This window comes from Mumia zhuanghuii (assembly GCF_042681565.1).
Classification (GTDB): Bacteria; Actinomycetota; Actinomycetes; order Propionibacteriales; family Nocardioidaceae; genus Mumia.
In genome coordinates, this window is record NZ_JBHUFT010000003.1 from 62400 (window position 1) to 84108 (window position 21709).

Genomic DNA, 21709 nt, shown 5'->3' on the forward strand with positions numbered 1-21709 from the left:
GCCGTCAGGCGTCGCGGCTGCGGAACGCGGCGTACCCCGCGGCCAGGACGACGCCCGCCCACGCGGCGAACAGCACGAGCGCGCCGCCCTCGCCGTACGGCAACTGGTCGTCGAGGCCGAAGAGGGTCGCGATCCCGATGCCGAGATATTCGGTGCCGGCGGTGCCCGGAAGCCAGAAGGACATGTCGACCATCAGGTCCACCCCGCTCATCATGAACACCAGCGGCACCAGGAAGAGCACCATGAACGCTCCGACGAGTGCGCCCGCGGTGCTGCGCAGCGCGACGGCGAGACCGATGGAGAAGGCCACGACGACCGCTAGGTAGACGCTGACCCTGCCTGCCGCGGCCGCGACCTCACCCGCGTCGAAGACTCCGTACTCACCTGCGGTCAGGTCGGCGAGGACGGCACCCAGCACCGCGAGGAGCGCCCCACCGACCAGCGCGACCACCTCGACGACGACCAGCTTCGCCACGAGCACCCGCCCACGTCGCGGATCGCACTGCAACGTCGTCCGGATGCTGCCGGAGGCATACTCCGAGGTGACGGTCAGGAGCGCCAGCGCCACCAGCGCGAACTGCGAGAACTGCAGCGCCGTGAAGACGACGTCCTCGACGTGCAGCAGCTGTTGCGCGTACGAGAGGTCAGGGTTCGGCTGGGCGGCGTCGAAGCCTGCCGGGACCGCGTAGAACGCGACCAGGAACACGGCACCGACCAAGCACCACCAGGTCGAGCGAACCGACCAGAGCTTGGTCCACTCCGACGCGATCGAAGAAGTCATGTCGCTCATGTGGCCTCCTTCCCTGCGTACTCGACACTGCTGGCGGTCAGCGCGAAGTACGCGTCCTCCAGCGACTCGTGGTCGCCGACCAGGTCGTCGAGGGAGGTGTCGGCGAGCAGGCGCCCCCGGCCCAGGACGACGAGGTGGTCGGCAGTGCGCTCCATCTCGCTCATCAGGTGGCTGGAGACGAACACCGTGCGCCCCTCGCCCGCGAGGGACCTCAGCAGTCGGCGGATCCACAGCACGCCGTCGGGGTCGAGCCCGTTGACGGGTTCGTCGAAGAGCATCACCTGCGGGTCGCCCAGGAGGACACCGGCGATCCCGAGCCGCTGAGACATGCCGAGCGAGAGGGAGCCGGCCCGGCGCCGGGCCACGGAGGTGAGCCCGACCTGGTCGAGCACCTCGTCGACGCGGCTCACCGGGATCGCGTTGCTGCGTGCCATCGACACGAGGTGCGTCCGCACCCGACGGCCGGGATGCACCGCCTTGGCATCGAGCAGCGCGCCAACCTCACGGAGCGGCCGGCGCAGCGTCGCGTACGTACGGCCGTTGACCGTCGCGAAGCCGGCGCTGGGGGTGTCGAGGCCGAGGATCATCCGCATCGTCGTCGACTTGCCGGCGCCGTTGGGGCCCAGGAAGCCGGTGACGCGGCCCGGCTCGATCTGGAGGGTGAGATCGTCGACCGCGGTGGTCGACCGATATCTCTTGGTCAGATGGCTCAACGTGATCATGAGTCGACCGTAGGAATTCGGGAACGCAGGCACAGTGCCCGAAAAGCAACCGTCACTACTGCCGATGGTCAGTAGCGACTCGTACGGTCATGCATGGTCGCGCGGCCTGAGGGCACCGGATCGACGTACCCGATCGAGGAGCTACCCATGGCAGAACCTCAGGCTCGCTCGGACGAGTCGATCGCCGACCTCGTCCGCGACCTCTCCGAACAGACCTCCCGGCTGGTCCGCGATGAGATGCGTCTCGCCCAGGCCGAGCTCAAGCAGAAGGGCGCTCGCGCAGGTGCGGGGCTCGGCGGATTCGGCGCAGCGGGTCTTCTCGCGTTGTACGGGCTCGCCGCGTTGTTCGCCGCGATCATCGCAGCGCTCGCGCTCGTCATGGACGTCTGGTTGGCGGCGCTCATCGTCGCCGTCGTCCTGTTCGTGATTGCCGCCATCCTCGCCGTCGTCGGCAAGAAGCAGCTCCAGAAGGCGACGCCGCCCGTTCCTGAGCACACTGTGGAGAACGTCAAGGCGGATATCGCCGAGGTGAAGGAGGCACGCCACCGTGAGCACTGATCCGACTGACCCTAGCGAGATCCAGCGCGACATCGAGGAGACCCGGGACAAGCTCGGCCACACCGTCGAGGAGCTGACCGACCGTCTCGACGTGAAGAAGCAGGCCCAGCAACGGATGGACGAGGCCAAGCACGAGGCGCAGCAGCGGATGGAGTACGTGAAGCAGAACGCCCGCGACAACCCCCAGCTGCCGGCGATCGTCGCGGTCGGGGTGATCGCTCTCATCGTGCTCGCGCTGTGGCGAAAGAAGCGGCACTAGAATTTTTTTCCTGGTCAGGTGTCCAAACTCACATTCCTGACGCATACTGATGCCGTGGCTATTGGACGCCTGCCCAACATGGAGCGACTCGCACGCGTGACGCGTGACCTCGAGACGCCGTACGCCGTGATCGACGGTGACACGTTCACCCGCAACGCCGACGAGCTGGTACGACGCGCTGGCGGCGTGCCCGTCCGCATCGCGTCGAAGTCGGTCCGCGTGCGCACCCTCGTCGACCGGACGCTGGCCCGTCCCGGCTTCCGCGGGGTGATGTCGTACAGCCTCGCCGAGTCCGTCTGGCTTGCCGACGAGGGGCACACCGACCTGCTGCTGGCCTACCCGACCGCGTCGCGCGCCGCGCTCCACGACCTCATCGCCAAAGAGCACCGCCTCGCCGCGATCACGGTCATGGTCGACTCGCTCGCCCAGCTCGACCTCATCGACTCGGTCGTCGGCACCGACCACCCGCCCATCCGGGTCTGCATCGACGTCGACTCCTCTCTCGAGCCGTTCCGCGGCCTGCACCTCGGCGCGCGCCGCTCCCCGGTGCACTCGCCGAAGGACGCGATCACCCTCGCCCGCGCGATCGCGGCCCGTCCGGGGTTCACGCTCGTGGGCCTGATGTTCTACGACGCGCAGGTCGCCGGGATGCCCGACAGCTCCCCCGCGGTCCGCTTCGTGAAGTCCCGCTCCGTCGCCGACATCGTCGCGCGTCGCGCACGCATCGTCGAGGCCGTCCGTGACGTGACCGCCCTCGAGCTTGTCAACGCCGGCGGCACCGGCAGCCTCGAGGTCATGCGGGACGACCCGTACGTCACCGAGCTCACGGCGGGCTCCGGGCTGTTCATGCCGACGCTCTTCGACACCTACGACGCGTTCGAGTCGCACCCGGCGGCGTTCTACGCGCTGTCTGTCGTGCGCAAGCCGGCCCCGGACATCGCCACGCTGTTCTCCGGTGGTTACTCCGCGTCGGGCGCCGCGGGCAAGAGCCGCCGGCCGACGCCGGTGTGGCCGCCGGGCCTGTCGCTGATCGGGACCGAAGGCGCGGGCGAGGTGCAGACACCTGTACGGGGCGGCGTCGCGCGGAGCCTGCGTGTCGGTGACCGCGTGTTCATGCGCCACGCCAAGGCCGGGGAGATGTGCGAGCGGTTCGACGCTGTCCACGTCGTCACCACCGAGGGTGATGACGGCGCCACCGCGTCCACCGAGACGCTGCCGACCTACCGTGGCGAAGGGAAGAACTTCGGATGAGCACCACGACCACCGCGCGATGGACCAACTGGGGCCGCTGCGCCTCCGCGACCCCGGCACGCGTCGCGCACCCCCGTACGGTCGACGAGGTCACGGATGTCGTCCGGACCGCCGCCGCGTCCGGACAGCGGGTCAAGCCCGTCGGTGCAGGGCACTCGTTCACCTCGATCGCGGTCACCGACGGCGTCCAGCTGCGGATGGACGCGCTCTCCGGCATCCAGCACGTCGACCGCGAGACCGGCCACGTCACGGTCGGCGCGGGCACGCGTCTGCGTGATCTCAACCCGGCCCTGCACGCGCTCGGGCTGGCCCTCCCCAACATGGGCGACGTCGACCCGCAGACGATGTCGGGCGCGACATCGACCGGCACCCACGGCACCGGGGCACAGCTCCAGGGCATCGCCGGCGCGATCGTCGGCCTCCAGCTCGTCACCGGCGAGGGCTCGGTCGTGACCGTGACCCCGGACGACCCGGAGCTGTTCGGCGCGGCGCGGGTCGGCCTCGGCGCCCTGGGCGTCGTCACCGCGCTCACCTTCGCGTGCGTGCCGTCGTTCCTGCTGCACGCCCGCGAGGAGCCGATGCTGCTCGGTGACGTGCTCGGCGGGCTCGACGCGATGGTCGAGGACAACGACCACTTCGAGTTCTACTGGTTCCCCCACACCGACCGCGCCCTGGTCAAGCGCAACAACCGCGTCCCCGAGGCCACGGAGCGCAAGCCGCTGTCCAGGGCACGCTTCCTCCTTGACGACGAGATCATGTCCAACGGCGTGTTCGAGATGGTGAACCGCGTCGCGACCCGCCAGCGCAGCTGGGTGCCCCGGCTCAATGGCATCTCCGGGCGTGCGCTGTCGGCGCGCGAGTACACCGACTGGTCGTACGAGGTGTTCATCTCGCCGCGCCGGGTGCGCTTTCGCGAGATGGAGTACGCGATCCCGCGCGCCGCACTGCCGGAGGTGCTGCGCGCGGTCGACGCGTGGGTCGACGCGTCGGACGAGACGGTGTCGTTCCCGGTCGAGGTGCGCTTCGCGGCGCCGGACGACATCTGGATGTCGACCGGGTACGACCGCGCCAACGCGTACGTCGCGGTGCACCAGTACCACCAGATCGACTACCGCCGCTACTTCGAGGGCGTCGAGGCGATCTTCCAGGAGCACGAGGGCCGCCCGCACTGGGGCAAGCTGCACACGCTCGACGCCGACGTCCTGCGCACGCGCTATCCGAGGTTCGACGACTTCGCCTCCGTACGCGATCGCCTCGACCCGCACCGTACGTTCGCCAACGCCTACCTCGACCGCGTCCTCGGGTAACTCCCCGCCATCGGTGCGACGCTGGGCGCATGCCCGTCCAGATCCTGTCGGCCCGGCCACGCAGCGGACTCGTCACGCTCCCCTGGTACCTGGCGTTGGAGGAGTGGCCGCACGAGCTCGACGTGTCGCTGCCGCGCGGCATCCACCGTCACGTCGTGCGGTTCATCCGGGTCGACGGCGCGGTGCTCGTCGTGAAGGAGACGAACGAGCGCTACGCGCGGCGCGAGTACGTCCTCCTGCGGCAGCTGCGGCGGCTCGAGCTCCCCGTCGTCGAACCGGTCGCCGTCGTCACCGGGCGCCGCCGACGTGACGGTACGGAGCTGCCTTCCGCCCTCGTCACCGCCCACCTGCCGCGCTCGCTGCCGTACCGGTCGCTGTTCGAGCACCCGCTGTCCGACAACACGCTCGAGGGCGTGATCGACGCGATGGTCGTGCTGCTCGTCCGGTTGCACGTGGACGGGTTCTTCTGGGGCGACTGCTCGCTCTCGAACACCCTCTTTCGCCGCAGCGCGGGCGAGTTCGCGGCGTACCTCGTCGATGCCGAGACCGGCGCCCTGCACGACGCGCTGTCCGACGGCCAACGCGGCGAAGACCTCGACCTCGTCCGTACGAACGTCTTCGGCGAGCTGCTGGACCTCCAGGCCGGCGGGCTGCTCGATCCCGGGATCGAGCCGATCCCGTTCGTCGACCGGATCGTCGAGAGGTACGACGAGCTCTGGGGCGCACTCACCGGTGTGGAGGAGTTCAGCACCGACGAGATGTGGCGGATCGAGCAGCGGATCGAGCATCTCAACGACCTCGGCTTCGACGTCGGCGAGCTCGACATCGTCACCGACCTCGACGGCGACGGGGTCCGGATCCAGCCCAAGGTCGTCGAGCCGGACCACCACGCGCGGCGCTTGCAGGGACTCACCGGCCTCGACCTCGAGGAGGCGCAGGCTCGGCGGCTCCTCAACGACCTCGATGCCTTCGCCGGGGCGCACCAGCTCCAGAACGAGGACGCGATGGTCGTGGCGCACCGCTGGCTCCAGGAGGTTTGGGAGCCGTTGACGCGCATGATCCCGCCGAAGTATCGCGACGTCGTCGAGCCGGCGGAGTTCTTCCACGACGTGCTGATGCACCGGTGGAACCTGTCGCAGGCGGCCGGGCACGAGGTCGACATCTTCGCGTCCGCGGACGACTACGTCCGCACCCAGCTCCCGCAGCAGGTCACGACGCTGCGCGCCGCGAACGGCGGCTGAGGCCGCCCCGCCGGTTGAGCCCGCCGAAACCCCCGCCGGTTGAGCCCGTCGAAACCCCCGACGGTTGAGCCCGTCGAAACCCCCGACGGTTGAGCCTGTCGAAACCTGGGTTTCGACAGGTTCAACCATCGGCAGACGGCTCAGCCGAGGGCGCGGGCGACCGCCCGGCCGGCCGTACGACCGGAGAAGAGGCAGCCTCCGAGGAACGTCCCCTCGAGCGCGCGGTAGCCATGCACGCCGCCGCCACCGAACCCGGCGACCTCGCCCGCGGCGTACAGGCCCTCGAACCGCGAGCCGTCCTCGCGCAGCACCGCCGCGTCGAGGTCGGTTGCGAGCCCGCCGAGCGTCTTGCGCGTGATGACCCGCAGCCGCACCGCGATGAGCGGCCCGGCCTTAGGATCGAGGATGCGGTGCGGCGACGCCGTACGGATGAGCTTGTCGCCCCGGTACGAGCGTGCGCCGCGCAGCGCGACGACCTGCATGTCCTTGGAGAACGGGTTGTCGATCTCGCGATCGCGCGCCTCGATCTGCGTCCGCAGGGCGTCGACGTCGAGCGGTGTCTCCGGGGTGAGTACGTTCATCCCCGCCACGAGCTCGTCGAGCGTGTCCGCGACGACGAAGTCCTCGCCGTGCTGCTTGAACGCCTCCACCGGCCCCGGCGCGCCCGGCCGCACCCGCGACAGCACCTGCTTCCAGTCGCGTCCGGTGAGGTCGGGGTTCTGCTCCGACCCCGACAGCGCGAACTCCTTCTCGATGATCTTCTGCGTGAGCACGAACCAGCTGTGGTCGTGACCGGTCGTCCGCAGGTGCTCGAGCGTGCCGAGGGTGTCGAACCCCGGCCACAGTGGCCCGGGCAGCCGGTTGCCGCGCGCGTCGAACCACAGCGACGACGGACCCGGCAGGATCCGGATGCCGTGCCCGGGCCAGATCGGGTCCCAGTTCTTGATGCCCTCGACGTAGTGCCAGCCGCGATCGGGGTTGATCATGTGCGCGCCCGAGTCGATCGCGATCTGCTGCATGCGGCCGTCCACGTACGCGGGGACGCCGGTCAGCATGTCCTCCGGCGGGCTGCCGAGACGGTCCTCGGGCCAGGTCTTGCGGACGAGGTCGTGGTTGCCGCCGATGCCGCCGGACGTCACGATCACGGCCTGCGCGGACAGGGCGAAGTCGCCGTCGACGTCGCGGTTGCTCGCGACGCCGCGCGGGGAGGCGTCGGGCGCGAGCACGGCACCGGTCACGCCGGTCACCACCCCGTCGGTCACCGTCAGGCCGTCGACGCGGTGGCGGAAGCGGAACGTGACGAGCCCCTTCGCGACGCCTTCGCGCACGCGACGCTCGAACGGCTCGACGATGCCTGGACCGGTCCCCCACGTGATATGGAAGCGCGGCACGGAGTTGCCCGGACCGACCGCGCCGTACCCGCCTCGCTCGGCCCACCCCACGATCGGGAAGATCTTGAGGCCCTGCGCGCGCAGCCACGCGCGCTTCTCGCCGGCGGCGAAGTCGACGTACGCCTCGGCCCACTTGCGAGGCCAGGCGTCCTCGGGACGGTCGAACCCGGCGTTGCCCATCCAGTCCTGCAGCGCGAGGTCGTACGAGTCCTTGATGCCCATGCGCCGCTGCTCGGGGCTATCGACGAAGAACAGCCCGCCGAACGACCAGAACGCCTGGCCGCCGAGGTTGGCCTCGGACTCCTGGTCGACGAGCACGACCTTCTTGCCGGCGTCCACGAGCTCTGCGGTGGCGGCCAGCCCGGCGAGCCCGGCTCCGACGACGATCACATCAGCATCCATGCCCGACATGCTCGCGGTACGGCGCCCGTGCAGGCAATGCGTTCCGTACGGAGTGCGCATCACGATTGTCAACCAGTGATAATGGCGAGGTGGGTACGAAGGAGCGGGTCGCCGTCCAGCGTGCGATGACACGCGACGCCGAGGCGATCACCGCGCGGGTCGTCGCGCTGGTCCTGCGCGAGATCCCCGCGTACGGAGGAGTGAGTGCGGCACAGCGCGAGGAGATCGCCGCGATCACCGGCTGGGCCCTTCGGCGCACGGTGGAGCTGTGGGTCGACGAGTCCGTGATGACCGAGGCCGACCTGCGCCGGTTCCGCGGGATCGGCGCCGCCCGGGCAGCCGACGGCCGGCCGTTGCAGGCCATCCTGCGGGCCTACCGGATCGCCGCCGTCGAGGCCAGCGACCTCGTGGTCGAACTCGGTGCCGGCACGCTCGGCGTGGACGACCTCGCCGCGCTCAACCGCACCATGCTCATCGGCGTCGACTCGCTGTCCGAGGCGCTGTTCGCGGGTTATGCGCACGCGGCGTCCGCGCTCGACGAGGACCGCGAACGGGCGCTGTCCGGGCTCGCCGACGACCTTCTCGCCGGGCGCCAGACGTCGCGGGCCGCGCTCGCCGACCGCTCCGCACAGCTCGGCATCACCGTGCCGTCACGGCTGGCGATCACCGTGTTCGCCGCAACACCGCCGGTCGAGCCTGTCGAGACCCCCGCCGCACCCTCGCCGGTCGAGCCTGTCGAGACCCTCACCACCCACCGCGGCGCCCACACCGTCGTCCTCGCCGCCGAAGCCGTCGCACCACCTCCAGGAGTGCGCGCGTGCGTCGTCGCCGAGGTGCCCGTGCCCCGGCTCCCCCGTACCTACCGGCTCGTCGCGAGCGCGCTCGACCACGCGCCCGCCAGGGCGTACCGCTCGTCGCCGGTGCTCGACTGGGGCGACGTCCTAGCCCTCGCGGTGCTGTGCGGCTCGGACGTCGGCGCAGCCGACGAGCTGGCGCCCGCGGTGCTCGGCCCACTGCTCGACCCGGCCCACGCGCACGTCCTCGCCGGACTCGTCGGCTACCTCGATCACGGCAGCGCGACCGCCGCCGCGGACGCGCTGGGCCTGCACCCGCAGACCGTACGGCACCGGCTGAGGCGGTTGCGCGAGCTGACCGGACGCGACCTCGACGACCCGTGGGACCGGCTCGTCCTCGACATGGCGCGCACCACCCCAGGCCTCGTCCCCGATTCGGGCACTAGGCCACCGAATCGCGGATCGGATTCGGTGGCCTAGTGCCCAAATCGGGGACGAGAGCGCCAGCTCAGCCCTGCGGCTCCTGCGCCGGGACGAGCCGCGGTCGCCGGTCCTGGTCAGGGTCGAGGACCGCTGCCATCCGGTGGAAGACCGCGCCCTCGCGGTGCCGCGACTGGCGGTCCAGCGTCAGCCCGAGCGCCACGTGAGCCCAGCCGCTCGTCGGCTCGAGCTCAATCAGTCGCCGGAAGGCGTTCTCCGCCGGCTCCAGCAGGGCAGCCGCGAAGTAGGCGCGGCCCAGGAGCTCCCAGGCAGCGGCGTGGTTCGGCTCCTCCTCGACGACACCGACGAGCATCTGGATGGCGTCGCGGGGGTGCCGGTTCGCCACCATCTCCTCTGCGCGCCGGAAACGGTCGTACAGCGACATCTCGGAGATCATCGCGGCATTGAAGATCGGCTTGAGGATCAGGGGACGGAAGTCCTCGGTCATGCGGGCGCACCTCCTCGGTGGCTGGATACACCGCCCACAACGACGGTGGACCAGCGCTCATTCCCGACGGTACGACCTCCCGTCCCCAGACCCGGGGAGCGATCAGGTGATGTCGCGGCGCAGCGTCGTGAATCGCCCGATCACGGCGAGCAGCAGGCCGTACCCGAGGAACACGAGCGCACCCGCCGGGCGACCGAGAAGGTCGGTCATCCCGAGCGACGCGTACGTGCTCGCCCCCACGAGCGCCTCCGACGCGGCGCCAGGGAGGAACTTCGCGGCGCCCTCCAGCATGTCGACGCTGCTCATGCCGAGCCGGACGATCGGTTCGACGAACTGCGTGAACGCCAGCACGACGACGATCGCCGCCACCTGGTTCGTGATGAGCGTGCCGACGCCGACGCCGACGAACGCCCAGATCGCGAGCGCCACGACTGACAGGACCACCGGCACGAGCACATCGCCGGTGTCGAGGAACGCGCCCTCACCGCGCCAGGCGAGGATCGGTGCTCCCGCCACGACACTCGAGAGCGTCCCGACGAGGCCGAACGCCAGGCCGATCAGCGCGGCTGAGACGAGCTTGGCGCTGAGGAACACGCTGCGGCGCGGATCGGCGAGCAGCGACGGGGTGATCGTCTGGTAGCGGAACTCCGCCGTCATCGACATCGCGCCGGCCAGCAGTGGGAAGACGTAGCCGAGGCCGTTGCCGAGCGTGTAGACGGTCAGCGCTGCATCGACGCCACCGATCGCCGTCGCGCCGGAGCCGTCGACCGGCTCGAGCGTGACCGAGAACGCCATGACGACGGCGAGGAACGCCATATAGACCGCCATGACGAGCAGCAGGATCCACCACATGCGGGTCGAGACCCACTTGCGGTACTCCGAGGTCAGTGCCGCCTTCATGCCGCCACCCCCTGCGCCGCAGGGGCGTCGTCGGTCTGGCCGGTCAGTTGCAGGAAGACGTCCTCGAGCTCGACCTCCTGCTGCGTCAGCGCGTGCAGCTCGACGCCCGCCGCGAACGCCGCCGCCCCCACGTGGGCTGCGGCGACGTCGGACACCTTGAACCCTCGTACGCCGTTCTCCGAGGCCGGGGCGTACGTCCAGCCCTGGGCGTCCAGCACCGCCTTCAACGCGTCGGCGGTCGGCGAGACGACCTCCACGTGGCGCTCGGCGCGCGCGGCGAGGTCGGCGAGAGGCGAGGCGTGCACGAGCTGGCCGCGCGCGATGATCACCACGTCGTCGACGGTCTGCTGGACCTCGGAGAGCACGTGGCTCGAGACGAGGACGGTACGGCCCTGGCCGGCGAAGAAGCGCAGCAGCTCGCGCAGCCAGCGGATCCCGCCTGGATCGAGGCCGTTAGCGGGCTCGTCGAGGATGAGCACCGACGGGTCACCGAGCAGCGTCGTCGCGAGGGCGAGGCGCTGGCGCATGCCGAGCGAGAACCCGCCGACGCGCCGCTTGGCCGAGTCGGAGAGCCCGACCATGTCGAGGAGCTCACGGCACCGCTGGTCGGAGACACCGACCTGCGGAGCGAACACGCGCAGGTGGTCGAACGCGGTGCGGCCGGGGTGGAAGCTCGCGGCTTCGAGCGCGGCACCGACGACCCGCCCCGGCTGCGGGATCTCCCCGTACTCCTTCCCGCCGATCGTGGCCCGCCCCGAAGTCGGCGAGACGAGTCCGAGGAGCATCCGCAGGGTCGTCGTCTTCCCTGCCCCGTTGGGGCCGAGGAATCCGGTGACGACGCCGGGACGTACCTCGAAGCTGAGGTCGTCGACGGCCTGCACGGTGCCGAAGGTCTTGGTGAGGCTTTCAACGGAGATCATCCCGGCCCACGCTATCGAACGGGCTGCACCTGCCGGCCACTAGCCTTTCGCGCATGACTCAACAGGTCGATCCCCCCGCACCGACCCGCCATGACTCGTCTCCGACGACCGACATCGCGAAGCCGTACGAGCCCACCTATTCGCCCTACACCCCCTCCCCGAGCTCTGGCGGCTCGTCGATCGGCCGCCACTTCGGCAGCCTGCTGATCGGCCTGCTGCTGCCGCCGGTCGCGCTGGTCCTGTTCGACTGGGGGTTGGCCCGCTACTGGTACGACGTCCTGCGCTTCAGTGGCGCCGACAGCGCGCTCTGGCCGTTCGCCGTTGTCGCCGCCGGGGCCGCTCTGCTTCTCGTCGTCGCGGCCGCTGGACGCCTGTCGTGGATCGGCCCCGCCCTCGCCGGTCTGCTGTACGGGGTCGCGCCGACGCTCGCGATCGTCCTCGCCCGCGACGAGGTCCTGCGGATCGGCAGCGAGCTCCGCGACAGCCTGTACGCCCAGGCCGTCATCAACGCCCCGTTCTACGGCTTCCTGCTCTACCCGACGATCGCCGCACTGCTGCTCGGCACCGCGATCGCCTCCGCTCGCCGCCGTCGCACCTGACGCAGCCGTGCCGACTCTGGTCCTGTCGCGACCCTCGGGCGATGCGGGATGGCTCGTCCGTACGGCCTTCCTGATCACGCTCCGCACGTTCCCGTACGAACCCCGTCAGGTCTGACGGGGTTCGTACGGAGGGCTCGGCCGCTGCACGTCGCGCAGCGGAGGGCGCCGTCAGTCCTGAAGGATCCAGGTGTCCTTCGCGCCGCCACCCTGCGAGCTGTTGACGATGAGGCTCCGCGGGCCGGCGACTCGGGTCAGCCCGACCGGGATCGCCTGGACCTGACCCGGCTCCGTGCCGGTCACGTGCACGAACACGCGGAGGTCGACGTGACGCGGCTCGAGCCGCCCGTGGTCGAGGGTCGGGTGAGAGCTCAGCGAGACCGTCTCCTGGGCGACCCAGCCCTCCTGGCTCCCGGCGATCTCCATCCGTCGCCGCGCGATCTCGCCCTCGGACGCGAGCGGACCGACGAGCACGCCGTTGCCGCCGTAGCCGTCGACCGGCTTGGTGACCAGCTCTCCGACCCGCTCCAGCACGATGCGCCGCTCGTCCTCGTCGTCGGTGCGGTAGGTCGGCACCGACTCGATCAGCGGCCGCTCGCCGAGGTAGTAGCCGATGAGCTCGGGAACCAGGCGGTACGTCGCCTTGTCGTCGGCCACGCCGTTGCCCGGGGCGTTGGCGAGCACGACGGCCCCGGCCGCCGCCACGTCGACGATCTCCTCGCCCAGCGCACGTCCGTCCTCGGTCTGCAGCGCGCCGATCTCGTCGTCCAGACGGACGTAGATCCCGTCCACCGCCCGGTCACCGTCGACGAGCCGCACCCGGCCGTCGCGTACGACCAGGTCCTCGCTCGTCGCCAGCTCGAGGCCGCTCTCCTTGGCGAGCCGCTGGTGCTCATACCAGGCGACGCTCGACGGTCCGGTCGCGAGCAGCACGAGCGCTCCTTCGTCGCCCACACCAACGCCCGCGCGCTCGACGCAGGCCCGCAGCGTCTGGCCGACCACCGGCAGGGACGCGTGCGGGTCGACGAGCCCGGCCGGTCGTGGCATGTCCGGGACCACCGCGTCGAGCATCTCGCGTGCAGCCGCGGCGTACGCCAGGCCGCTCGGGTTGCGAAGGTTGTCCTCGAGGACCCGCCACTCGCCTCGCTCGTCACGTACGAGGTCGAAGCCCATGATCGGCGCCCGCACCACCGACTTCGGCAGCCGCCGGGCGTCGTCACGCCACCCCGGGCAGGCGACGAGGTCCGACTCCGAGACGACGCCGTCAGCGATCACGCGACCTGCGCCGTAGATGTCCTGGAGGAACATCTCCAGCGCCCGGGCGCGCTGCTCGAGCCCGTCGCGCAGCATCGCCCACTCGTGCGCGATGACGATGCGCGGGACGAGGTCGACGTCGAACCGATTGGTCTCACCGTTCAGGACGACCGTGAGACCCTCGTCGTCGGACCACGCGTCGCGCTGGTCCTGGAGCTTCTCGAGATCGTCGCGGCTCCGCTCGCGGACGTAGGAGATGACGTCGCTGTAGACGGGGCGGGGTCGCGACCCGAGTCCGATCGCCTCGTCACCGGCCCGTGCGGGATACGCCCCCAGCGCAGGAACGTCCGCCGGCAGACCGGACGGCGGACCCTGTGTCTCGGCGACGACCTGGTCCATCACGTCGTCGAGCGAGCCGCTCTCGGCGTACGCGGCACGCTGCCGGTCCGCAGAGGTCCCCTGCACGAGCGTCCTGGCGGCGAGCTCGGCCACCTCCTCGTAGTCGCCGAGCTCCTCGAGTGCCGGTCGCAGGCGTTCGATCAGCGATCGCACCACGCCGGGGGCGGGGACTCGCTCGGCATGCGTGGTCGGGTCGAGAAGGGTCCCGGAGAGGCCCGCCCGCGCGGCCTGCCAGGTGGCGGCGCGCTGGAGAGGCGCGGCGACCGGGACGTACGGCACACCACGCTCGATGTCGAGCTCGGCGGACCGCACCATCGCCCGGAAGAGCCCCGCGACGAGGATCGCGTCGTCCACGACGGGGCACGCGTCGCTCACGCGCAGCTCGAGCGTCGGCACGTGGGAGGACGGACGCACGTCGAAGTACGCCATCTTCGCGTCGGCGATCACGCCGCTCTGGACGAGACTCTCGATGAGCGCGTCGTACTCCTTCGCCGATCCGAGCGGTGGGAGCACTCCGGTGGTCGGCCAGCGCTGCCAGAGGATCGTCCGGATGCTCGCATAGCCGGTGTCCTGACCGTTCCAGTACGGCGAGCTCGCCGAGAGCGCGAGCAGGATCGGGAGGTCGCGGCCGATCCGCTGCGCGATGTCGACGGCCAGGTCGCGGTCGGAGACGCCGACGTGGATCTGCGTCCCGCAGATGAGCTGCTCGTCGACGAGGAGCCGGTACTGCTGCTGCATCCGACCGAACCGGCCGCTGGCGGTGAGCTCGAAGTCCTCGTCGTACGACGACGGCGCCGTGCCGACGGCAGCGATCCCGATGCCTTCAGGATCAGCGACCGCGATCAGCTGCTTACGCAGACTGACGAGCTCCTCGCGGAGCGCGCCGAGACCGGTGACGACGGGGGTGTTGGTCTCGATCGTCGTCCGTTGCAGCTCGGCCGAGAAGCTCTCACTTGGAAGCCGGGACAGCAGCTGTGGCGCCGACGCCGAAAGCGTGCGCCTCTCGCGGTCGATGAGATGCAGCTCTTCTTCTGCACCCAGGGTCAGCTCAGCAGTCATCCCGCCACCGTACGGGTCCGCCGAGTCGCCCAGCTCACGACCGCTGTCCGGGTTTTAAACCTCTGTCCACCGCCTTTTAGACCTGAGCGCGCCGCTGATCGATCGCGTAGAGGGCGATGCCGGTCGCGACGCCCGCGTTGAGCGACTCGAGCGACGAGGCCATCGGGATCGACACGAGCACGTCGCACGTCTCGGCGACCAGCCGCGACAGACCCTTGCCCTCGCTCCCGACGACCAGGACCAGTGGCCCGTCCGCGAGGTCGAGGTCAGGCAGCGAGATCTCGCCGTCAGCGGCCAGGCCCGCGATCATCAGGCCCTCTTCTGCGTACGCCTTGAGCTGGCGGGTCAGGTTCGTCACCCGCGCGACCGGGACTCGCGCTGCGGCGCCTGCCGAGGTCTTCCACGCCGACGCCGTCATGCCCGCCGCGCGCCGCTCGGGGATCACGACGCCGTGCGCACCGAAGCCGGACGCGCTGCGGATGATCGCACCGAGGTTGCGTGGGTCGGTGATGCTGTCGACGACGACGATCAGCGGGATCTCGTCGGCCTCACGGGCCGCCGTGAGCAGGTCGTCAGGATCGGCGTACTCGTACGGCGGCAGCTTGGCCGCGACGCCCTGGTGGACCGCACGGTCGGTGAACCGGTCGAGCTCGGCCTTCGTCGCCTCGAGGATCGACAGCCTGCGGTCGACGGCGATCGACAGGATCTCGCTGACCCGGTCGTCGCGGTCGATGCCTTCGGCGATGTAGAGCGTCGCCACCGGGACGTCGGCGCGCAGCAGCTCGAGGACCGAGTTGCGTCCTGCCGCCCACTCCGCCTCGTCGCCGCGCTTGCGCGGCGCCTGCGGACGGCGCTTCTCGGCCGCCTTCGCCATCTTGTACTTCTTGTGGTTCGGGCGCTCCGCCGCCTTGGGCGTCGGTCCCTTGCCCTCGAGCCCGCGCTTGCGGTGGCCCCCCGTACCGACGGCGGGACCCTTCCTGCTCTTGTTGATCGCGCCGCGGCGCTGGCTGTTGCCGGCCATCAGCTCTCCTGCCTCTCTGCCCCGACGGACCAGCGTGGTCCTGCGGGTGTGTCTTCGACCTCGACGCCGGCTGCCTTGAGCTGGTCACGCACCCGGTCCGCGGTCGCGAAGTCCTTGTCTGCTCGTGCCTGGGTGCGCTGCTCCAGCAGCGCATCGACGAGCGTGCCGAGCGCGGTCCGCTCGGCCGATCTGCCCTCACCGGCACTCGCCCACTGGGGCGCGTACGGATCGAGCCCCAGCACGTCAAGCATGCGCCGTACGGCCGAGAGCGTACTCACCAGGGCGTACTTCTGCTCCTCGCCGGCCGCAAGCTGCTTGTTGCCGTCGCGCACGAGCTCCTGCACCTGCGCGAGCGCCGTCGGGATCGAGAGGTCGTCGTCCATCGCCGCCGCGAAGCCCGGCGTCACCGCCCCACCGAGCGCGGCGAGGTCGGTGGTGGCACCGGTCACCTCGGTCGCGCGGCGGACGAAGCCCTCGATCCGCTGGTACGTCGTCGCGGCGTCGGTCATCGCCTCCTCGGAGTAGTCGATGACCGAGCGATAGTGCGCCGCGACCAGGTAGTAGCGCACGTCGACGGGACGGAACCGCTTGACGACCTCGCTCACCAGAAGCGAGTTGCCGACGGACTTGCTCATCTTCTCTCCGCCGATGCGGACGAGCTGGTTGTGCATCCACGACCGGGCGAACGGCATGCCCGCCGCACGCGCCTGCGCGAGCTCGTTCTCGTGGTGCGGGAAGCGCAGGTCGATGCCGCCGCCGTGGATGTCGAACTCGGAGCCGAGGTACTTCGTGGCCATCGCCGAGCACTCGATGTGCCAGCCGGGGCGGCCGCGACCCCACGGGGAGGGCCACGACGCCGTCTCGGGCTCGCCCTCCTTGTGCCCCTTCCAGAGGGCGAAGTCGCGCGGGTCGCGCTTGCCGCGCGGGTCGGCGTCCTCGGCGTCGCGCATGTCGTCGATCTTCTGGTGCGACAGCTCGCCATAGTCGGGCCACGCCCGCACGTCGAAGTAGACGTCGCCGGAGCCGTCGGGGGCAACGTAGGCGTGCCCGCGGTCGATCAGCGTCTCGACGAGCTCGAGGATCTCGGGGACGTGGCCGGTGGCCCGCGGCTCGTACGTCGGCGGCAGGCAGCCGAGCACGTCGTACGCCTGGTGCAGCGCGCGTTCGTTCTCGTACGCCACGGCCCACCACGGGCGGTCCTGCTCGACGCCCTTCGCGAGGATCTTGTCCTCGATGTCGGTGACGTTGGCGACCAGCGTCACCTCGTAGCCCTCGTGCGTCAGCCATCGCCGCAGCACGTCGAAGACCACCTCCTTGCGGATGTGGCCGAGGTGGGGCGGGCCCTGGACGGTGAGCCCACAGTGATAGATGCCCACCCGTCCGTCGACGAGGGGCACGAAGGGCTGAGTCTGCATCGTCACAGAGTCGTAGAGGCGCACGGTCACGATGACCAGAGTAGTGGCTGCGCCTGATCCGCCTTAGCATCGACGGATGCTGGAGCCAATGGGGGGAATCGTCCGAAAGAGCCTGGTTCTGCTGTGCGGATGCGGTGCGGTCGTGGGAGCGTCGCTGACCGCCCCTGCGCACGCAGCCACCGCGCAGGCGTCGTCGGTCCGCTGGTCGTCGACCGCACAGCTCCAGAGGGGTGCGGAGGCGGGGACGACGGTGAGCGGCGGCACGATCCGCTTCGGCCGCGCCACCGGCACCAAGCGTCTCGGCGGCCGGACGTACGAGACGGCGCGCTGGACGTCGCCGTGGGCCTCGACCGGCTTCGCGGCCGACGAGCTGATCCCGTCGTGGAACGCCCGTACACCCGCGCGCTCGGCGGTCACGGTCTCCGTCCGCGTCCGGACAACCGCCGGCCGTACGGGCAGCTGGGACACCGTCGCCCGCTGGGCCGAGCGCGACACGACGCACAAGCGCCGGTCGGGCCCCGCGCAGAGCGACGACGTGGCGCGGGTCGTGACCGACGCCGTGCGTGCGAACAGCGGGCACCGCATCGCCTCGTGGCAGGTACGGGTGACGCTGCTGCGCCCTCGGGGCACAGCCACCAAGCCCCGGGTGACATCTGTCGGCGCCGTCGCGTCGGCCTCGGCGAAGGCGAGCCGTCCCACCTCTGCGACCACGATGACACGCACGGTGGAGCTGCCGGTGCGCCGCTACTCGCAGATGCTGCACCGCGGCCAGTACCGCCAGTACGGCGGCGGAGGCGCGGCCTGGTGCTCCCCGACCGCGACGACGATGGTCCTGCGCAGCCTCGGCAAGGGCCCGACGAAGGCCCAGTACGCGTGGGTCCGCAAGGGCGTCAAGCAGCGCTTCGTCGTGCACGGCGCCCGCAGCACGTACGACCACCGCTACCGTGGCGCCGGCAACTGGTCGTTCAACACCGCGTACGCGGGGACGCGGGGCACCGACGCCTTCGTCACCCGGCTCACTTCGCTGCGCGACGCCGAGGCGTTCGTGAAAGCCGGGATCCCGCTCGTCGTCTCGATCCGCTTCGGCCGCGACGCGCTGTCCGGAGCTCCGATCCGCTCGACGGCGGGGCACCTGGTCGTGATCCGGGGCTTCACCGCGAGCGGCGCCGTGATCGTCAACGATCCCGCCGCGTCGAAGGCGTCGACGGTGCGGCGGGTGTACCGGCGCGACCAGCTCGAGCGCGCGTGGCTGCGCGGCAGCGGCGGTGTCGCGTACGTCATCCGTACGAGCAAGCCCCTCCCGTCGCTCCCCGGCCACACCTGGTGACGCCCCACGGCATGATGGACCGGTGAGCATCCCTCGTACCGGTATCGGCACCGACGTCCACGCGTACGAGGTCGGGCGCCCGATGTGGTGCGCGGCGCTGCACTGGCCCGACGAGCCTGCGGGTCTTGCCGGGCACTCTGACGCTGACGTGGTCGCGCACGCGATCTGCGACGCGCTCCTGTCGGCGAGCGGGCTCGGCGACCTCGGGAGCAACTACGGCACCGCCGACCCCGACTGGTCCGGCGCCTCGGGCGTCGCCTTCCTTACCGAGACCGCGCGCCGCGTCCGAGAAGCGGGGTTCACCGTCGGCAACGTCGCCGTGCAGCTGATCGGCAACCGACCGAAGGTCGGCTCGCGGCGCGACGAGGCGCAGCGTGTCCTGTCCGAGGCGGTCGGAGCACCGGTCACGCTCGCAGGCACCACGACGGACGGGCTCGGCCTGACCGGCCGGGGCGAGGGCGCTGCCGCGATCGCGACCGCCTTGGTCATCCCCTCGTCGTGATGCAGACCTCGACGAACCCATTGACGACGCGCACCGGATAGGTCGGGACCCGGGTCATCGGGTCGTCGACGCACTGGCCGGTCTCCAGGTCGAACAGCTCGCGCCCGGCCGGTGCGGCCAGCAGCGTGTGCCCGTCGCGCTGGACGACCAGGCCGCGGGCCATCGTCTGGGTGCCCGCGTAGGGGTCGCGGTTGCCGACGGCCCGCAGGGAACGCTCGTCGGTCTTGAAGAGCGCGACCTGCTTGCCGCGGATCAGCGCGGAGACGCCGATGCCGACGACGAGCTCCCCCGCGTCACACACCTTGACCCAGGTCGCCACCCCGCTCGACGTCGCCATGACGTGACGCTAGGCACTGCGCATTTCGAGGGGATTACGTCAAGATACGCCACGGAAAACAAACCCCTCGCACGCCGAAGCCGCCCCCTCGGACGGGGGCGGCTTCGGCGTACCTGGTGTGGCGCGAGGCCACACCCCGGGCTCAGGACGCGAGCACCTCGTCGAGGAGGGTCTCGGCCTTGTCCTCGTTGGTGTTCTCGGCGAGCGCCAGCTCGGAGACGAGGATCTGGCGCGCCTTGGCCAGCATCCGCTTCTCACCGGCGGAGAGTCCGCGGTCACGCTCACGGCGCCACAGGTCGCGGACGACCTCGGCGACCTTCATGACGTCGCCGGAGTGGAGCTTCTCGAGGTTTGCCTTGTAGCGACGCGACCAGTTGGTGGGCTCCTCAGCATGCTCTGCCCGAAGCACACCGAAGACCCGGTCCAGTCCGTCCTTGTCAACCACGTCGCGCACACCGACCAGGTCGAGGTTGCACGCCGGCACCCGTACGACGAGATCGTTCTGGGCGACGATGCGGAGTACGAGGTACTGACGCTCCTCGCCCTTGATCGTCCGGACTTCGATGTCCTCGATGACCGCCGCACCGTGATTGGGGTAGACAACCGTTTCGCCAACAGTGAAAGTCATATGTCCATAGCCCTTTCTTAGGTGACTAGGATAACACGGGCCCCCAACGCCAGCCGGTTCGTTTATGCAGGTCAGAGGCCGAATCGTGACTTGACAAAGCGACATCTCGGTGGCAGGCGCACGCGCGTGAACGTGCTCTCGACCGACCTCACCGCACGTCACGGAGCGCCCGAAGATACGCTGTCCAGGTCCGCGTCGTGCCGTGCGTCCGCGCTGCTCAACGCGGCACTCACCTACGCTGTTCTCCTTCACGAAAGGGTCGGGCTGTGCTCACTCGCTCCCGCCGCGCTCTCGTCACCGCCGTCGTCGCAGGCCTCGCCCTGACCCTCGCCGGATGTGGCACCGGGTTCAACGCACAGACCAGCGCGGTCTACCAAGCAGCGATCGGCACCAACAACCGCTCGACCGACGTCGAGGTGCTCAACGCGCTGTTCGTGAAGAACGAGGACGGCACGGCGACCCTGTCCGCAGGCCTCGTCAACCAGGCGCTTCAGAGCGACAGCCTCACCACCATCAACGCAGCGACGCTCGCGGGCACGCCGGTCGAGGTGACCTTCGAGGGTCCCTTCGCCGTTCCCGTCCGCCGCCTGGCCCACCTCGGCACGAAGCCGCAGGCCGTGATCGCCGGAGACGAGCTCTTCGCCGGGCAGTTCCTCAACATCTCGCTGACCTTCGCCAACGCGGGTGACGTCGAGATGCAGGTCCCGATCGTGACCCGCACGGCAATGTACGACTCGGTGGCCACCCCGGCCCCGGCCGAGGCCGAGGGCGCCGAGCAGCAGGCCGATGCCGAGCAGCAGGAAGAGGAGGGCATCGCGCCCGACCAGTCCGCTGCCACCGACGAGGCCGAGGGCAACTGACCCCAGCTCAGCCGAGCTGTTCGCGCAGCCAGCTGATGTCGTCGCCGGTCATGTCGTCGGCGTGCGTCTCGATGATCACGGGCGCCTGCGCCTGACGGACGACCTCCACGAGCTGCTCCGGCGGGATCGTGCCCTCGGTGAGGTGGGCATGACGATCGGCGCCTGAGTCGAACGCGTCGCGGCTGTTGTTGCAGTGGACGAGGTCGATCCGTCCGGTGACGCCCTTGATCCGGTCGACGATGCCGTCGAGGTCGATGCCGCCCGCCCAGGCGTGGCAGGTGTCGAGGCAGAACCCCCACGCATCTCCCGCACCGCCGGCCTGGATCGCCTCCCACGTCCGCGCGATGCGGTCGAAGCGCCGCGCCATCGAGTAGTCGCCGCCGGCGGTGTTCTCGAGGAGGATCGGGACCTTCGCGTCGATCGCCTCCACGGCTTTGCGCCAGTTGTCGAAGCCCTTGTCGAGATCGGCCTCGGAGTCGACGTAGCCGCCGTGCAGGATCACCCCCTTTGCGCCGATCGCGGCGGCACCGTCCACGGCGTTCTGGACGAGCTTGCGGCTGGGGATGCGGACGCGGTTGTTGAGGCTCGCGACGTTGAGCAGATAGGGGGCGTGGACGTACAGCGGGATGTCCTTGGCCGCCGCGTCGTCACGCAGGGCGTCGGCCCCGCCCGCGTACTCGTACTGCGGCCACTTCCAGCTCTGCGGGTTGCCGAGGAACAGCTGGACGACGTCCGCCCCGACACGCGCGGCGTCGTCGAACGGGTGCTCCTGGTCGACGTGGGTCCCGATGCGGGTCTTCATGCGCCCAGCCTAGAACCCCCCGCGGACAAGCCGCTCGAGCCTGTCG

The 21709-nt window shown here is 70.4% G+C and carries 22 protein-coding genes; 10 read left to right on the top strand and 12 right to left on the bottom strand.

Translation table 11 applies throughout. From position 1 onward, the window contains the following. Positions 1-4: 4 nt before the first annotated feature. A complete protein-coding gene (locus ACFSDF_RS06050; RefSeq protein ID WP_167001465.1) occupies positions 5-790 on the bottom strand; it encodes an ABC transporter permease subunit in 786 nt (261 codons plus the stop codon). Continuing rightward, positions 787-1512 carry an ABC transporter ATP-binding protein gene (locus tag ACFSDF_RS06055; protein WP_167001464.1) on the bottom strand — a complete coding sequence of 242 codons (726 nt, stop codon included), beginning with the start codon at positions 1510-1512 and terminating at the stop codon, positions 787-789. Before ACFSDF_RS06055 ends, ACFSDF_RS06050 begins: the two co-directional genes overlap by 4 nt. Before the next feature lie 147 nt (positions 1513-1659). Here ACFSDF_RS06055 and ACFSDF_RS06060 point away from each other — a divergent pair, with 147 nt between their 5' ends. From ACFSDF_RS06060 to ACFSDF_RS06080, 5 genes are read left to right on the top strand one after another with little or no spacing between them, the layout of a single operon-like run. Further along, positions 1660-2070, top strand: coding sequence for a phage holin family protein (locus tag ACFSDF_RS06060; RefSeq protein WP_208322257.1), 411 nt, complete (start codon positions 1660-1662; stop codon positions 2068-2070). Continuing rightward, positions 2060-2329 carry a DUF3618 domain-containing protein gene (locus tag ACFSDF_RS06065; protein WP_167001462.1) on the top strand — a complete coding sequence of 90 codons (270 nt, stop codon included), beginning with the start codon at positions 2060-2062 and terminating at the stop codon, positions 2327-2329. The genes ACFSDF_RS06060 and ACFSDF_RS06065 overlap by 11 nt, the downstream gene beginning before the upstream one ends. Positions 2330-2383: 54 nt before the next feature. Next, complete coding sequence (locus tag ACFSDF_RS06070; protein WP_243842871.1) at positions 2384-3580, top strand: amino acid deaminase/aldolase; 1197 nt, start codon at positions 2384-2386, stop codon at positions 3578-3580. Next, on the top strand, positions 3577-4887 hold the full coding sequence (locus ACFSDF_RS06075) for a D-arabinono-1,4-lactone oxidase (protein ID WP_377156666.1): 1311 nt from the start codon (positions 3577-3579) through the stop codon (positions 4885-4887). The genes ACFSDF_RS06070 and ACFSDF_RS06075 overlap by 4 nt, the downstream gene beginning before the upstream one ends. Before the next feature lie 29 nt (positions 4888-4916). Further along, positions 4917-6128 carry a DUF4032 domain-containing protein gene (locus ACFSDF_RS06080; protein ID WP_377156668.1) on the top strand — a complete coding sequence of 404 codons (1212 nt, stop codon included), beginning with the start codon at positions 4917-4919 and terminating at the stop codon, positions 6126-6128. Positions 6129-6268: 140 nt separating this feature from the next. On the opposite strand, the gene ACFSDF_RS06085 is transcribed toward ACFSDF_RS06080, so the two are convergent. Beyond that, on the bottom strand, positions 6269-7921 hold the full coding sequence (locus tag ACFSDF_RS06085; RefSeq protein ID WP_377156670.1) for an FAD-binding dehydrogenase: 1653 nt from the start codon (positions 7919-7921) through the stop codon (positions 6269-6271). An 89-nt stretch (positions 7922-8010) separates the two neighbouring features. Between ACFSDF_RS06085 and ACFSDF_RS06090 the strand changes: the two genes are divergently transcribed. Continuing rightward, positions 8011-9195, top strand: coding sequence for an RsbRD N-terminal domain-containing protein (locus ACFSDF_RS06090; RefSeq protein ID WP_377156672.1), 1185 nt, complete (start codon positions 8011-8013; stop codon positions 9193-9195). A 28-nt stretch (positions 9196-9223) separates the two neighbouring features. Here the strand turns inward: ACFSDF_RS06090 and ACFSDF_RS06095 are convergent, their stop codons facing one another. The 3 genes from ACFSDF_RS06095 to ACFSDF_RS06105 all read right to left on the bottom strand — a co-directional run bounded on the left by ACFSDF_RS06095 (position 9224) and on the right by ACFSDF_RS06105 (position 11463). Continuing rightward, positions 9224-9643 (bottom strand): tetratricopeptide repeat protein, encoded by a 420-nt coding sequence (locus tag ACFSDF_RS06095; RefSeq protein ID WP_208322829.1) that lies wholly within the window; start codon positions 9641-9643, stop codon positions 9224-9226. A gap of 102 nt (positions 9644-9745) precedes the next feature. Beyond that, positions 9746-10543 carry an ABC transporter permease gene (locus tag ACFSDF_RS06100; protein WP_167001457.1) on the bottom strand — a complete coding sequence of 266 codons (798 nt, stop codon included), beginning with the start codon at positions 10541-10543 and terminating at the stop codon, positions 9746-9748. Next, on the bottom strand, positions 10540-11463 hold the full coding sequence (locus ACFSDF_RS06105; RefSeq protein ID WP_167249088.1) for an ABC transporter ATP-binding protein: 924 nt from the start codon (positions 11461-11463) through the stop codon (positions 10540-10542). Before ACFSDF_RS06105 ends, ACFSDF_RS06100 begins: the two co-directional genes overlap by 4 nt. Before the next feature lie 53 nt (positions 11464-11516). On the opposite strand from ACFSDF_RS06105, the gene ACFSDF_RS06110 reads away from it, so the two are divergent. Continuing rightward, complete coding sequence (locus tag ACFSDF_RS06110) at positions 11517-12062, top strand: hypothetical protein (RefSeq protein WP_167001455.1); 546 nt, start codon at positions 11517-11519, stop codon at positions 12060-12062. 168 nt (positions 12063-12230) lie between these two features. Here ACFSDF_RS06110 and ACFSDF_RS06115 read toward each other — a convergent pair whose 3' ends face one another. The 3 genes from ACFSDF_RS06115 to cysS form a co-directional block, all read right to left on the bottom strand. Then, positions 12231-14771: a carboxylate--amine ligase/circularly permuted type 2 ATP-grasp protein gene (locus tag ACFSDF_RS06115; RefSeq protein ID WP_167249090.1), complete on the bottom strand. Its 2541-nt coding sequence runs from the start codon at positions 14769-14771 to the stop codon at positions 12231-12233. Positions 14772-14847: 76 nt separating this feature from the next. After that, positions 14848-15792: a 23S rRNA (guanosine(2251)-2'-O)-methyltransferase RlmB gene (gene rlmB, locus ACFSDF_RS06120; RefSeq protein ID WP_167001453.1), complete on the bottom strand. Its 945-nt coding sequence runs from the start codon at positions 15790-15792 to the stop codon at positions 14848-14850. Next, positions 15792-17237 carry a cysteine--tRNA ligase gene (cysS, locus tag ACFSDF_RS06125; protein ID WP_167249092.1) on the bottom strand — a complete coding sequence of 482 codons (1446 nt, stop codon included), beginning with the start codon at positions 17235-17237 and terminating at the stop codon, positions 15792-15794. Before cysS ends, rlmB begins: the two co-directional genes overlap by 1 nt. Positions 17238-17349: 112 nt before the next feature. Here cysS and ACFSDF_RS06130 point away from each other — a divergent pair, with 112 nt between their 5' ends. Then, on the top strand, positions 17350-18534 hold the full coding sequence (locus ACFSDF_RS06130; RefSeq protein ID WP_377156676.1) for a peptidase C39 family protein: 1185 nt from the start codon (positions 17350-17352) through the stop codon (positions 18532-18534). Positions 18535-18556: 22 nt separating this feature from the next. Further along, a complete protein-coding gene (gene ispF, locus ACFSDF_RS06135; protein WP_167001450.1) occupies positions 18557-19036 on the top strand; it encodes a 2-C-methyl-D-erythritol 2,4-cyclodiphosphate synthase in 480 nt (159 codons plus the stop codon). Here ispF and nirD read toward each other — a convergent pair. Together nirD and ACFSDF_RS06145 are read right to left on the bottom strand one after the other, a co-directional pair. After that, positions 19020-19373 carry a nitrite reductase small subunit NirD gene (gene nirD, locus ACFSDF_RS06140; RefSeq protein ID WP_167001449.1) on the bottom strand — a complete coding sequence of 118 codons (354 nt, stop codon included), beginning with the start codon at positions 19371-19373 and terminating at the stop codon, positions 19020-19022. The genes ispF and nirD overlap by 17 nt on opposite strands. Before the next feature lie 142 nt (positions 19374-19515). Beyond that, on the bottom strand, positions 19516-20001 hold the full coding sequence (locus tag ACFSDF_RS06145; RefSeq protein WP_139086947.1) for a CarD family transcriptional regulator: 486 nt from the start codon (positions 19999-20001) through the stop codon (positions 19516-19518). Positions 20002-20267: 266 nt separating this feature from the next. Here ACFSDF_RS06145 and ACFSDF_RS06150 point away from each other — a divergent pair, with 266 nt between their 5' ends. Next, positions 20268-20861: a hypothetical protein gene (locus ACFSDF_RS06150; RefSeq protein WP_167001448.1), complete on the top strand. Its 594-nt coding sequence runs from the start codon at positions 20268-20270 to the stop codon at positions 20859-20861. Positions 20862-20868: 7 nt separating this feature from the next. Here ACFSDF_RS06150 and ACFSDF_RS06155 read toward each other — a convergent pair whose 3' ends face one another. Continuing rightward, a complete protein-coding gene (locus tag ACFSDF_RS06155) occupies positions 20869-21663 on the bottom strand; it encodes a deoxyribonuclease IV (protein ID WP_377156680.1) in 795 nt (264 codons plus the stop codon). Positions 21664-21709 lie beyond the last annotated feature (46 nt).